10 protein-coding genes are annotated in these 13,567 nt (G+C 53.0%); 7 read left to right on the forward strand and 3 right to left on the reverse strand.

The genetic code is table 11. The features are described from left to right. Window positions 1-62 precede the first annotated feature (62 nt). Window positions 63-1,514 carry a SagB family peptide dehydrogenase gene (locus J4E05_RS20860; RefSeq protein WP_349599704.1) on the reverse strand — a complete coding sequence of 484 codons (1,452 nt, stop codon included), beginning with the start codon at window positions 1,512-1,514 and terminating at the stop codon, window positions 63-65. 10 nt (window positions 1,515-1,524) lie between these two features. Further along, entirely contained in the window at window positions 1,525-3,822 is a 2,298-nt protein-coding gene (locus tag J4E05_RS20865) for a TOMM precursor leader peptide-binding protein (protein ID WP_349599707.1), read from the reverse strand. A gap of 884 nt (window positions 3,823-4,706) precedes the next feature. Between J4E05_RS20865 and J4E05_RS20870 the strand changes: the two genes are divergently transcribed. The 3 genes from J4E05_RS20870 to J4E05_RS20880 all read left to right on the forward strand — a co-directional run bounded on the left by J4E05_RS20870 (window position 4,707) and on the right by J4E05_RS20880 (window position 7,816). Then, window positions 4,707-5,624, forward strand: coding sequence for a GNAT family N-acetyltransferase (locus J4E05_RS20870; protein WP_349599710.1), 918 nt, complete (start codon window positions 4,707-4,709; stop codon window positions 5,622-5,624). 540 nt (window positions 5,625-6,164) lie between these two features. Further along, window positions 6,165-7,298, forward strand: a complete 1,134-nt coding sequence (locus J4E05_RS20875) for a type III PLP-dependent enzyme (RefSeq protein WP_349599713.1) — start codon at window positions 6,165-6,167, stop codon at window positions 7,296-7,298. An 11-nt stretch (window positions 7,299-7,309) separates the two neighbouring features. After that, window positions 7,310-7,816, forward strand: a complete 507-nt coding sequence (locus J4E05_RS20880; RefSeq protein ID WP_349599715.1) for a GNAT family N-acetyltransferase — start codon at window positions 7,310-7,312, stop codon at window positions 7,814-7,816. 131 nt (window positions 7,817-7,947) lie between these two features. Here J4E05_RS20880 and J4E05_RS20885 read toward each other — a convergent pair whose 3' ends face one another. Then, window positions 7,948-8,898 (reverse strand): bile acid:sodium symporter family protein, encoded by a 951-nt coding sequence (locus tag J4E05_RS20885; protein ID WP_349599717.1) that lies wholly within the window; start codon window positions 8,896-8,898, stop codon window positions 7,948-7,950. Window positions 8,899-9,405: 507 nt separating this feature from the next. Between J4E05_RS20885 and J4E05_RS20890 the strand changes: the two genes are divergently transcribed. The 4 genes from J4E05_RS20890 to J4E05_RS20905 all read left to right on the forward strand — a co-directional run bounded on the left by J4E05_RS20890 (window position 9,406) and on the right by J4E05_RS20905 (window position 13,564). Beyond that, window positions 9,406-10,446 carry a LacI family DNA-binding transcriptional regulator gene (locus tag J4E05_RS20890; protein ID WP_139835588.1) on the forward strand — a complete coding sequence of 347 codons (1,041 nt, stop codon included), beginning with the start codon at window positions 9,406-9,408 and terminating at the stop codon, window positions 10,444-10,446. A gap of 41 nt (window positions 10,447-10,487) precedes the next feature. After that, complete coding sequence (locus J4E05_RS20895) at window positions 10,488-11,726, forward strand: ABC transporter substrate-binding protein (RefSeq protein WP_349599720.1); 1,239 nt, start codon at window positions 10,488-10,490, stop codon at window positions 11,724-11,726. Between the two features lie 99 nt (window positions 11,727-11,825). Further along, window positions 11,826-12,725, forward strand: a complete 900-nt coding sequence (locus tag J4E05_RS20900) for a carbohydrate ABC transporter permease (RefSeq protein ID WP_349599723.1) — start codon at window positions 11,826-11,828, stop codon at window positions 12,723-12,725. Beyond that, on the forward strand, window positions 12,722-13,564 hold the full coding sequence (locus J4E05_RS20905) for a carbohydrate ABC transporter permease (RefSeq protein WP_349599726.1): 843 nt from the start codon (window positions 12,722-12,724) through the stop codon (window positions 13,562-13,564). The genes J4E05_RS20900 and J4E05_RS20905 overlap by 4 nt, the downstream gene beginning before the upstream one ends. Window positions 13,565-13,567 lie beyond the last annotated feature (3 nt).

Raw genomic sequence — 13,567 nt, forward strand, 5'->3', positions numbered from 1 at the left:
TTTAGGCAAAAATCAGCGATGACGGTGACAATAATATGATGGTCGTGCCGGTTCCGGGCTTTTTATTGCAGCAGCCCGCTTTCACCCCCTGCCGTTCCAGTTAACTGACGACCGCTCAAAACAAATTCGCCAATTGCCGCTTCTTCGTCCTCGGGCAGGCCCGTGGCAATCGAAAACAGGGATGAATCGCCGTTGCCGACCGCACAGGGCGAAAGCCCCATATCCTCGGCCACCAGATAAAATGTCTCCATCGCCACCCCGGCATGCAAAAGCGACAGCCGATAAGAAATTGCCTGATATTTCCACGCCAGTCGCAACAGCCGGGACGCCATGACAATCACACAATCAGGCAAAATGTCGGGCTGTCCCATGCCGCCGGCGGCCCTGGATACAATCGCTTGCACATAGGGTGGTTTGGTCGGCAGGGCATAAAGGGCGTGTTCGCTGCCATGATAGTGATACAGCCCCGGTTCGAGCCCGTCACAGCGATGGACCGCAATATAAAATTCAAGCTCATGGATCGAACCACCCGCGGGCATCGGCCGTTTTAACAATTCCTGCCCCCCGCCAGACCCTTGCCCACGGACAGAAGCTGTGCGCCATAAAAACACACCCAAATCGGCAAGGCTGAGCGGAAAGTGGCCGGGGTGGCGCACAGAATGCCGGGTTTCCATCACACTGCTTAAGGGCCGAGATTGCGGTGTTGCTTCGCCGTCGCGTGTGCGCAACAAGTTAATCTTGCGGTTCGACATTGCCGGTTTCTGAGCGGGGGGCGGTGCAACCGTGTCATTTAAGTGCTCCCGGATACCGAGGCGCGCTAATCCAAGAAAAGACCGTGATCCGGCATGAAAAACCCGGTCATGAAAATCCCACGCTTGCCGGGATGGCGTATCGGTTGCGCCAGTTTCAAGAAACCCTGAACACCACAGAAAATGCCAGAAGGCCTGATGGGATGAAATTACTTCTGCTGCCGCGTCAGATGCAGAATGAGCAAAAACCACCGGCAGCAAATCCCGCCCGGCGGCAGTAAAGCGCAACACCGCATGATATTCAGGATTTTCCAGAAGAACAGCATCCCCGTCACGCCGCATAAAGACAAAACGCGACAAAACCACCCCATCGGGCAACGGCCCCAAGCTAAATCTTGGGAAAAACAGATGCGATTGCGGATGAAGAATGCACAAGGGTTGCTGTGCCATGCCAAACCACCAGTGGAGCATGTCGTTCTGAGACAGAAAAAGCAAAAAAGTGTCGGTGGCTTTGCCAAGATCAGCATCAGACATGCCAGGATACAAGCTCCCCATTGCGCGCCCAATGTCTGAAAGCGACATACCCGCAGTCCCCGGCATCTTCCCGATCAATTCGGCCAGCGCTGCATCATTCCAGGGCAAATCCCGGCTTGGCCAATCTTGAAAATGCACTGACAGCAAAAGACGATCTGCATCATACGAAACCGCGGTAATCATGGGCGACAGCATGATACCGGGTATCGGTTCGGCCGCATCGAATGTCATAAAAAATGCCCTAAATGAAAAAGTTAACAGGATTAAGTTCGTCTTCGCGTAAAGGCCGGGCAAGGTTCCCCATACGCACCGGTGCCTCGGTCAAACGCCCCACCGCGCGGCGGTTCCAGAAATGGCGCAAGCCGGGCACAACTACCCGCACACAATTCAGCGGCAAGTCATTACGACTGTAATCAACAACAATAAAATCGTGGCCTGCCTGCGCCACGCGGTCAACGCCATAACGTACCGCCTGATCGATGCTGTCAAACTGATGGGCGGGCATCTCATGCACCGTGATCATACCATCGGGTTTCAAATAGGGATGATCATCCAGACTGGCCTGATCAAGCCATTGCCAAAGCGCATCATCAACCAGATGATTTGCACTGCGCTCCGTATCGGGGGATTGATCGAACAATATAATCTGATGCATTTCGGTCAGGGCGCGCAAGGCGGCGATCCGCCCGTCAATATGCGACCCAAAACCGGTCAGGATACGACGACCATCAAAGGTTGCCGAAACCGCAACCACCACCGGAATCCCAAGATCTGTGGTGATATCGAGCAACCAGATATCACGCCCCAAGCCGCGATAATAATCCTGAACCTGCGCCACATAGGTATCATCAAGCCCGTCAAACGCAACCTGTCGAACCTGCAGGCGGTTATACCACCAGATCGCCACCGCATCGCGTTCAACCACCTCAAGGAACCCTTGCAGGATGGCTTCCTCAAGACTGCCCCCCGTGGCACAGCCATTGGAATCCGCCCAACAGAATTTATGATCGCCCGGCGCAAGACCGTCGGGATATTGATAAAAACAAAACCGGCTGGGCAACCAGCGCGCAGCGTCATCACGCAGCGACCATGCCGGGCTCCAGTCAACCAATGCGGTTTCATCAAACGGCTCGGCAATCCGGCCCATCATGCCAATCGTTTTGTTTAATTCGGCCCGGTTTTCGTATTGAAAGTCGCTATATTGCAACAAATCACGGGGATGTGGGGCAAGTGTGCCCAGATCGCGCCAGCTTGCCTGTCGCCGGGGTTCACTGCCCACCCATTGCGCGCCATATCGCTCGACCGCCTCGGCCAGACAGCTGATTTTTGCCTGTTTTGCACTTAATCCTTTGCCTGCTGCCCCGCCCGCACGGCCAAGGGTGCGGTTCTGGCGCGGATCAATCGCACTCCTGCTCCCTTGGGACGCGCTGTAAACATGCAACCCTTCGCCAAGGGCAACCGGACTTATATAGGCGACAATTCCGGTAATCGGGCTGACGATCGGTTCTAACCGCGCCAATGCTTGCTCTGGCGAAAGGGCACGCCAGCCACTGTCGGCACCATCGAAATTTTTAACCGGCAGCAACCGGATCGGAACGGCATCGACGGTATTCTTTGTCCCATCAGCCCCCCCGTTCTGCCCATGCGCCTGCGCGCGATCTTGTGAGGGGCAATCGTCAAACAACGGCACCATGTGCACCGCATTTTGACCGTCAACAATGCCCCAGGTCATAAGGCGCTGTTCGATCTGTTGCGACTGACCAAGGGCGAAGCGGGTCATTTCCAGCGTTGCCTGACCACTTGCAATCGCCAAAGTGGCCGGGGTCCATGCCTTTGCCGCGCGAACACCCATCATGGTCGGGGTTAGCACATGCTCAGTTGGCCGGTGCTCCGCCAGCCGTCGTGCCAGACAGAAATAACAATTATACTCGCCGCTGTGGCTGCCCATGACCGGCCCGAACCATGCGGACATACCGCCCGGCTTGAACGGAATCCACAGGGCTTTTCGCTGTGCGGCTGACCGGGCGAAATCGCCAAGGGCGGGCTGTAGATAATCCTCGACCAGCACGATCGAAACATGGGCATTTTTATAATCACTGATGCAAAACCCCGCCGCCATCAACATGGCAGCCAGTTGCGATGCCTGCACGGACCCAGCCGGTCCATCCTTGCCCAACGGCACCACCGCTACGCGGTACTTCGCCAAGTGGCTTTCGCAATCAACCGGCGGCAGGTTCTGTGCACTCCAGAATGCGGATCGCGCACTATCTGCCCATGGCTCGACCGGGACGACATAGCGCTTGGCGAGCATGGTATCGATCAAAGCATTAAGCTCGTCAACAGGGGCACGCCCGGCCACTTGTTCAAGGATTTGCGCACGGGTAAACTGACCATCAAGCAAGGGTATGAGCATCATATACCCTGCCCCGGACAGCCGGAAACTTTGATCTTCGGACAATAAAATAAACTGGTCATCCCCCATACGATGCACATTAAAATGCGGTGCGATGGCCAAATAATGACTGCTATTTTGTCCCATAAACCGATCTTTGCCGGTTTGTGACCCGGCCCCTCTTTTTGACGAGCTGTAACCCGTCTTGTGTTGTTTGTTTTGTCCGGGTTTAACACCCGACAATTTCCCAAGACCCAAATCATCCTTCAGTTGCATCATTTTCATTCATCGCGTAAGGTCATGCAATAAAAAGTCTTGGGAGATCAATAAACTAAAATAAAGTTTCTTGAAATTTTACAATAGGCGGGCAGTCCTTTAGCAAGGATTTTCAGCCTGAATTCCGGATTACGCCGCAAGGGCGGTCCTTATTGGCGTAGACACACAATCAGGAGAAGCAGGGGTTATGACACAGAACAATTCCATCAGGGCAGGTCACTTGCCCCCGCCGGTTTTTTCTCGTTTTAATGACGACGAAACCGCTCAGGTTTCAACCAGTCTCCCAACACCGCTATTATCGCGCATTAGCGATGTTGAGGCTCTTGCCGTACTATCCGGCCCTGTGCCAAATCCGAACACCATGTGCCTCGGCCCCTGTATGAATATCAAGGATGAGAAACTGACAGTGGCAGCTCCGGTGCGGCCAACTTTCTGTTGGACCAATGCCGAAGAAACGCTTTCCGCCAGCGGCCCTAGGCCGCCGATATCGGCTTGCCGTTCCATCAGCGACGATCAGAACCTGTCGGCTTGGCCCGTTCCCAGCGGCTGCGCTTGCGGCATCAGCGAACAGGCCCCACAATTCTAGTAGATATGCGTGGTCTCTGATGTGACAATTCTGATGTCGGCAGGCTAAAAATTATCTGACAAGGGCGTGATTGCCATTTGGATTTGGCAATCGCGCTTTTTTGTTCTCAAAATGTGCTGCGCCATTCCACCGCATATTGCTTCCGCGGCATTTAAGAAAGAAACGTTTCATGACCACGATACAGCCCTTAGCCTGCCAGATTGTCGAATATGATCCGGCTTGCATGCAAGACTTGCTGGTCGCACTGGTCGCGAGATGGGGTGGAAATGATCCGGCATCGCCTTACTATGATTTTTGGCAATCGGTGATTGCAGCGCCGCATAAAAGCATGGAAGTCGTTTTGCTGGCCGTAAAGGATGATCAGGCAAAGGGCGTCGCATTTGCCAACTGGCGTCCCTACCGCAATGAGAATGCACGCTCCGTCGTTTATCTCGTCCCCAACGATTGCCAGAAAAAAGGTATCGGTACGGCCCTGAAAAACGGAATGGATGTCGCCTTTCGCAAACGCGGACTGACCCATCAGATCGCGATGCTTGATGAAAGATCCCTCCCCGCAGCCGGTTTTTTTAAAAAAACCGGCTTTGTCGCCGAAGATGACGTGGTGCAGCTTGCATGGGACGGCGATGATTATTCCTATAAGGAAGTCCCCGGCCTGTCTTTTCATCTCTATGACGCCAGCTGTCTTGATGACAAGATCGATGATGAACTGGCCAATTTTTACAATCGCGCCTATGCCAATGAACAATTAGGTGTCGCGTTCACCGGGGCAAAAATCAGACGCCTGATTACCGATGATGACGTCTGGATGGTTTATGCCCGCGACGATGCCAGCGGTCAGATCGCGGCCTATACCGAAGGCACCAGGACGTCATTGTTTTCCGGCGTCGCGGTGCTGCGGCCTTGGTGGGGCACCGGACTTGCCCAGTGGATCATTGGCTATACGATGGATCTGTATCGCGAACGCGGGTTTGACGCGTTATGGAGTGTTACCCGACGCCGCAACGCGGCCTCGATCCGGTTACAAAAACGCCTGGGATGGCACATTGTTGGCCCCTACCCGCATTATATTGCAACGGTCCCCGACTGACAGACACACACCTGGTCATCAAACGCGGTTGTTCAGGTCGTGTGATATGCGCAAATTGCAATGCCCCATTCCAAAACACCTTGAATAAAAAAGCCGACCGGGCAAAACACGGCCATTTACGCCATTTTTTGCGTAGGACGTGGACTTGTTCGACGATCCTGCGATTGAACCATGACAAAATGGTTGAAAATTTCACTTGCACAAAGGTTAGAACAGGCGTAAATCCCGACTTGCCCAAAGTCGCACGTGCCTGTGGTGGTCCTGATCAGGAACCCTGTAGGACTTACTTAAAGCAACGACGGTGTAGGGCTTTTTTGGTCTCAGGTGGTTGTCCAAATACCACCGACACTGAAGAGGCACACCATCATTGCCCGCCGTGCGGAATGGCATTTTCCCATTCTTATATCGAGGCAACTTTCGCGAACCCGGATCATCGGTGTTCACGTCTGGCATGACGATAGACCGCATTCTGCGCCTCCACCGCGTCAGGATGCATCAGGTGTCGCTATGCTCTTTATAGTGGAATGGGAGAACGCCCCCATGGCAACGCAGCGTATTATTGATTTTCTTGCCCAGAACCGACCGGAAGGTCCGTGCCTTGTTGTTGATCTGGACGTGATTCAGCGCAATTACGAAACCTTTACCCGTGCCCTGCCTGACTCGCGCATTTTTTATGCCGTCAAAGCCAACCCGGCACCGGAAGTTTTAAGCCTTCTGGCCGACCTTGGCAGCAATTTTGACACCGCATCGGTGCCGGAAATTGAAATGGCGATGGCTGCTGGTGCTTCTGCCGAGCGGATTTCATTTGGCAATACCATTAAAAAAGAACGCGACATTGCCCGTGCCTATGCGCTGGGTGTGCGCCTGTTCGCCGTTGATTGCATCGAAGAAGTTGAAAAAATTTCCCGTGTTGCGCCGGCGTCGCGCGTGTTTTGCCGCATTCTGACCGATGGTTTTGGCGCCGAATGGCCGCTGTCGCGCAAATTTGGCTGCGCACCAGGCATGGCACTGGATGTTTTGCAACATGCCCATCACCTCGGCCTTGATGCCTATGGTGTATCGTTCCATGTCGGGTCGCAACAATGCAACCTTGATGCGTGGGATACCGCCCTTGGCGAAGCCGCAATGATTTTCCGCACCCTGGCAGAAAAAGGCATTACGTTGCGCATGGTCAATATGGGCGGCGGTTTTCCGACCCGTTACCTGCGTGATGTTCCGGCAACCGAGGCCTATGGTGCCGCCATTGTTGATGCCCTTCATCATCATTTTGGCAATCATATGCCCGAAACCATCATTGAACCGGGCCGTGGTATGGTGGGGGATGCTGGCGTTATCAAAGCCGAAGTGGTGCTGATTTCGCGCAAGCACGAAGATGATCCGGTGCGCTGGGTTTATCTTGATATTGGTAAATTCGGTGGCCTGGCCGAAACCATGGACGAAGCCATTCGCTATCCGATTACCACCCTTCATGATGGCGGCGATGTGGCCCCGTGTGTTTTGGCAGGCCCGACCTGTGATTCCGCCGATGTGATGTACGAAAAGAAACCCTACGACCTGCCGATTGCCCTGACAATTGGCGACGAGGTTTTGATCGAAGCCACTGGCGCCTACACCACAACCTATGCATCGGTGGCGTTTAACGGCTTTTCGCCGTTGGCCGCCTATATCATCTAGGCATCCCGCCAATGATTGTCATTGATCGCGAAGGTGCTTCGTCCCATATCGACCGGGAAAAGCTTCTGGATCGCGTGATGGGACCGGAACGGTTTAAAAAATCGTCCGAAGTGATCCGTGCAGGCCGCCTTCCGGCCGACGGGCTGGCCTTTGTTGCCCATGATGGCAAACACATGATCGGTACTGTCCGGTTGTGGAATGTCGAGGCGGGCAATGGCGGTTCGGCCCTGATGCTAGGCCCGCTTGCGGTAGAAAAGGTCTATAATGGTTCCGGTGTCGGGGCTGGTTTGATGTACGCTGCCATCAATGCCGCCTTTGACGCGGGCCACCGGGCCATTCTGCTGGTTGGGGATCCACAATATTACGCCCGGTTCGGCTTTATGGCCGCACCGGCAGCAGGCCTGTCGATGCCCGGTTATTTTGACCGGCACCGGTTTTTGGGCCTAAACCTTAATGGGGATGTTCTGGGGGGGACCAGTGGCGTTCTGTGCCCGACCGGACGTTCCAAGGCACATTGATCAGGATGGATCAGCGATAACACAACGGCATCTTTGATGGTGGAATGTCCGTTGCCATACCTGACATATTAAAACGAAAACCCGGACCAAAGATTCTGCCATTGCAGCATCCGGTCCGGGTTTTTATTTGATTAAACGGTCTCGGAAACGCGACGTTCGGGTGTGCTATCGTCGGTTAAATCACCCAGCGGCTTGCGGCTCCAGTAACCCGCAAGCAACGACCCGGAAATATTGTGCCAGACACTGAACAATGTGCCGGGCAAGGCCGAAACCGGGGTGAAAAACTTCATTGCCAACGCCGTTGCAAGACCGGAATTTTGCAACCCAACCTCAAAGGCAATGGTCCGGCAAATTTTGCGATCAAATCCAAGCAGTGCGGTTACCCCATAGCCAAGGCACAGACCAATGGCATTATGCAAAACCACCGCACAGGCCACGATCAGACCAACACTTGCTATCGTACCGGCATTAAGCGCAACCACGATGGCAATGATCAGCAAAATGGCAACCATCGAAACATAGGGAAAGATCATATCGATCTTGCGAACCCATTTTGATGCCAGTTCGTTCAAAACAACGCCAAGAATAACCGGCACAAGAACAACCTTGACCAATGCCAGCAGCATCGGCTGTACGGGAACATCAATGCTTTGCCCCGCCAGAAGCGACACCAGAACCGGGGTCAGAAACACACCGATAATGGTGGAAGTTGCCGTCATTGAAATTGAAAGTGCGGTGTCACCCTTTGCCAGGTAACACATCACATTGGACGAAGTTCCCCCCGCAACACTGCCCACCAGCAACATGCCAACAGTCAGTTCGGCATCGAACCCGAACAACTTAGCCGTCAACCAGGCTGCAACCGGCATAATCAGGAACTGCAAAATAACACCAACAACCAATGCCTTGCGGCTTTTAGCAACATTGGCAAAATCTTTCGCCGTCAGCGTAAGGCCCATGGACAGCATAATCACCGTCAGCAGCGGCACAATACCCGCACTTAGCGAGGTGAATGGACCAGGAACGAAAAAAGCCAGCAAAGAGAGCAATAATGCCCAAACCGGAAAAAGTTGAAGAATCACGAACGTTTCTCCTCGGATGCAATTTTTTGTTAATAGGGGGATATCAAGTTGTGCATTGAGTAACCAGCGTCAATCATGTGCTTTTTAATGTCTTCCCTGCCCCAATCAAAACATGGGCATTGTGCAAATCACCAAGCGCCCTGTTCGTTCGACAAGCATTCCGGACCAGGAAAAGAAGACACACAAAAGTGCATTATGACTTATTCAAATGTCATCATATGACATTTAACATCCATTCTGAAAATGGAATTATTCCAGTTTGTCTTTCTAAAAAACACTTTTTGCGCGCACAGCAAACGTGGAAAATTTCACGCCCTGCACATGCACAACGACCGCTAACAGCAAACTTAATATCTTTTCCCATCAAAATGGTGGCTGGATCCCCAAAGGCATTTTCACCCTTTGGTTCAGATCGCTTAAGTCATTGACGCTACAGTTTCACACCGTATTGACAGCGCTTTTCTTTTTGATTATACGCTTAATCAAGATCAAATCTGGAGAATTCGCGTGTCCGTCAAGCAAAGTCGCATCAAGCGCGTCACCCAAAGCGATGTCGCCGCGATGGCCGGTGTTTCAACCGCCGTAGTATCTGCTGTGATTTCGCCAAAGCCGGGCAAAACCATCCGGGTTGGGGAAGAAGCCGAAAAACGGGTCCGTGCGGCGATGGAAACATTGGGCTACGCCCCCGATGTTGTCGCCCAGTCACTGGCAGGGGGAAAACGCAATATCATTGGCGTTTTTACCTATGAAGCCATCTTTCCCTCCGACAGCGAAAACTTTTTCTATCCGTTCTTGCTTGGCATTGAACGTGGCGCGATGAAACTTGGGCAGGACTTGCTGCTTTTTACGTCATCGTCGCTTGAAAAAGGGCCGCGCAGCATTTTTCCGGGTGGGGCCAATCGCATGGGCGTTGCCGACGGGGCCATTCTGCTGGGCGAAGAACCCGACAAACGCGAACTAAAGCGGCTTTACGATACCGGGTTTCCGTTTGTAACGATTGGCCGACGTGACACTGACAAGGCGGAACTTAACTGGGTCGCTGCCGATTACACCGCTGCAGTTGCCGACGTTGTAAAACGCTGTGCCGCATTGGGCCATCGTAAATTAAAGTTTGTGGGCGCAACGCAAGTACGCGAACAAAATATTGACCGCGAACGTGGTTTTATGGATCGGCAGGCAGAAAACCTGACCCTTTCTGTTGAACGACTTGAAACTGATGACATCGACGGTGCATGGCTTCGCCGGTGTCTGGACGACGGAAATACTGTTGTTCTGACCGAAACCTTCAAGCATGCGGTTGCATTGGAACGCCAGGTGGCTGCAATGTCAGGCAGTGTCCCGCAAACCATTTCCATCGTTGCCTTGGCATCTCCGTTAACCCGCCCCGCCGATGTGGAACGCTGGACCCGTATTTCCGTTCCCCGGGAAGAAATGGGCGAAGTCGCCGTGCGCAACCTGATTGCCCAAATCAGAAGTCCTGAAAACACCCCCATAAAAACCACGTTGCCTTGCGGTTTCGTACCAGGCAGCACCCTGCAAGCCATCTAAATTTAATCTGAAACGGGAGGTAATAAAAAATGTCAACCATAATGATTAAGCGCTTAATTTGCGCAGCTGTGCTTAGTGGAACCATAGCAACAAACGTGAACGCCGAGGAACTGCGCTTTACCGTCTGGACCGGCAGCAAGGCACATCTTGATATGTTAAATGATATCGCCGACGGTTTCAGGCAAACCCATCCTGATGTAACCGTCCGCTACGACACCATTCCCTTTGGGGATTACGTGCAAAAGCTGACATTACAAATGGCAGGGGGCAATCCGCCCGATCTTGGCTGGCTGCTTGAAAACTCGGCCCCGGCTTTTGTCGAAGCGGGCGCATTGGCCGACGTTTCAACGACACTGCACGCCACAGAAAATTACAACTATGCCGATTTCTCGACATCTGCCATGGGCCTTTGGACCAAAGACGATGGTGTTTATGGCATTCCTTTTTCGACGTCGCCGTTTCTCGTCTATTACAATAAATCGCTTTACGATGCCGCCGGACTGGAAACACCGGACCAGCGTGCGACAGATGGTACCTGGACCTGGGAACAGCTTAAAAAAGATGCAGCCACCCTGCGCAACGCAGATGCAGGGGTATGGGGTTATGAAACAGTTGATGGCCAGGGTTATAGCGCACGCGTATGGCATAACCTGATCCCGATCATCCGCGCCTATGGCGGGAATGCATGGACGGACGAAACCTGCCACCTTGACAGCCCCGAGGCCGTTAAGGCCATCAAGTTGTTTCACGACATGATTTATGTCGATGGATCAGCCGTTCCCCCTGGCGAACAGGGTGATTTCTTTTCAGGTAAATCAGCCCTGACCGTTACCCAGATTTCACGCGTTTCCAAACTGGCCGACGCAAATTTTGACTGGGGAATTGCGCCCCTGCCCGCCGGCCCCGCCGGAAATGCGGCAACCGTTGGCCAGGCAGCTGTCGTTGCCTTTGCACAGGGTAAGAACAAAGATATCGCAGCTGAATTTCTCGCCTATATGACCAACGCAAAAAACGTTGCAAAGATGGCCGAATTTTTTCCGCCGGCACGTAAATCCGTGCTTGAAGGAGACGCGTTCCTGTCCAGTAACCCGGCAATCACCCCGGAACAAATGAAAATTGTTGCCCAGGGCATTGAAAACGGTTCCGTCCTGCCAAGCCATGAACATTTCCCACAAATCGAAGCAAAAGCCCGGCCGGAGTTCGATGCGCTTTGGTCAAAGGATGCCGACATTCAGGCAACCATGACCAAACTTTGCCAGGGCATTCAGCCCCTTTTGTAACGCACCACCAGGATGGGCGACGATACCACCCGTTATCGTCGCCCTTAACCCGGCACGCGTAAAACCTGCATCCAACATTGCCCTACAAAGGAAGCGAACATGTCCGCTGCCATCAAGGGGCCATCCCTGACACTGAAAGCGCGCGAAGCGATATCGGGATGGCTCTTCGTAAGTCCGATACTAACGGGCTTTATGATTTTTTTCGTCGGTCCCCTGATCGCAGTATTCTATTACAGCACCACCGAATGGAATTTGCTGAGCCAGCAATCGCACTTTGTGGGGATGGAAAACTATGTCGATGCCCTGACCCGCAACGACACATTCTGGGACGTACTGGTAAATTCGCTGATCTTTGCAGCAGGGCTGGTGCCCCTTAACATGTTACTGGCACTTGGACTGGCACTAGCCCTTTCAAGGTCCATTCGCGGGGCTGTGTTTTTCCGTACTGTGTTTTTTGCACCGGTTATTACCTCGGCCGTTGCCTGGGCCATCATCTGGACATTCCTGCTTCAACATGAAAGTGGCGCTGTTAACCGGGCATTATCCGTCATTGGCATTAACGGGCCAAACTGGTTACACGAACCACATTGGGCCATGGCCTCTGTCATTTTCACCCGTGTTTTGAAAACAGTTGGGCTGAACATGATCCTGTATATCGCAGCGCTGCAATCCATCCCGCGCGACTATACGGAAGCGGCCAGACTTGAAGGTGCCAATGGCTGGGAAATTTTCCGCCGGATCACCTGGCCTCTTCTTGCCCCCACCACACTTGTCATCATGGTGATTACAGTTGTCGGTTCCCTGAAGGTTTTCGACCACATCTATCTGATGACGGGCGGTGGACCACAGAACGCAACACTGGTGCTTGCCTTTTACATCTATGAACAGGGTTTCAAATTCTTCAATACCGGTTACGCATCAGCGCTTGCCGTCATCCTGTTCGTGCTGATTCTGGCGCTTACCATCCTGCAAACGATCCTGAAGGCGGCGCGTAAATGACCTATCGCACCCAACAGAAAATCACCCGTATTTGCTGGATCATCGGTCTTTGCGCGCTGGCTATCCCCTTTGTCTTTCCCTTCATCTGGATGCTTGCCGGTGCACTGAAAGGGCAGGCAGACGTATTTTCCTCGGCATCCCTGATCCCGTCACAAATACACTGGTCGAATTTTTCAGAAATTTTCGCCTACCAGCCTTTTGCCCGGCAATATTTCAATTCGCTTTACATTGCTGTGCTTGTAACGGGGTTAACCCTGTTTCTGGCATCAATGGCCGGATATGCGCTTGCACGTTTACGGTTTTCCGGCAGTGCGCTGGTACTGTTATTGCTGATCTCCGCACTGATGATGCCCGAGGAAGTCACCATCATTCCCAATTTTTTCCTGATGAAAAAGCTTGGGTTAATGAACACCCATATGCCGCTCATCCTGTTGCCGCTTTTTGGTTCGCAGGGGGTTATGGCAACCTTTTTGATGCGGCAGTTCTTTTTGGCCTTGCCCAAAGAACTTGAAGAAGCCGGGCGCATGGACGGGCTTTCACGTTTCGGGGTTTACTTCAAGGTGGCGCTGCCCCTGTCCAGGCCGGCCCTGTCAGCCGTTGGCATTATCACCTTCCTGTTTTCCTGGAACCTGTTTCTCGAACCACTGGTTTTTGTGAACGACATCGAACTGTTCACCCTCCCGCTTGCCCTTGCCAATTTTACCGACACCTACGGCTTGCCGCTCTGGCATCTGCAACTGGCAGCAACCGCGCTTGCCGTTATTCCCATGCTTGTTGTTTACATTCTGGCCCAGCGCCAAATCGTCGAAAGTTTCGCCCTGTCAGGCGTGAAAGGATAAAAA

This window comes from Thalassospira sp. NFXS8, from assembly GCF_040148805.1.
In the GTDB taxonomy this organism is placed as follows: domain Bacteria; phylum Pseudomonadota; class Alphaproteobacteria; order Rhodospirillales; family Thalassospiraceae; genus Thalassospira.

Bases quoted from the DNA above. Each gene is read 5' to 3' on its own strand.
- J4E05_RS20880 (WP_349599715.1), top strand. From the start codon at position 7,310: ATGATTGTCATTGATCGCGAAGGTGCTTCGTCCCATATCGACCGGGAA.
- J4E05_RS20860 (WP_349599704.1), bottom strand. From the start codon at position 1,514: ATGACATTCGATGCGGCCGAACCGATACCCGGTATCATGCTGTCGCCC.
- J4E05_RS20870 (WP_349599710.1), top strand. From the start codon at position 4,707: ATGACCACGATACAGCCCTTAGCCTGCCAGATTGTCGAATATGATCCG.
- J4E05_RS20900 (WP_349599723.1), top strand. From the start codon at position 11,826: ATGTCCGCTGCCATCAAGGGGCCATCCCTGACACTGAAAGCGCGCGAA.
- J4E05_RS20865 (WP_349599707.1), bottom strand. From the start codon at position 3,822: ATGGGACAAAATAGCAGTCATTATTTGGCCATCGCACCGCATTTTAAT.
- J4E05_RS20895 (WP_349599720.1), top strand. From the start codon at position 10,488: ATGATTAAGCGCTTAATTTGCGCAGCTGTGCTTAGTGGAACCATAGCA.
- J4E05_RS20875 (WP_349599713.1), top strand. From the start codon at position 6,165: ATGGCAACGCAGCGTATTATTGATTTTCTTGCCCAGAACCGACCGGAA.
- J4E05_RS20905 (WP_349599726.1), top strand. From the start codon at position 12,722: ATGACCTATCGCACCCAACAGAAAATCACCCGTATTTGCTGGATCATC.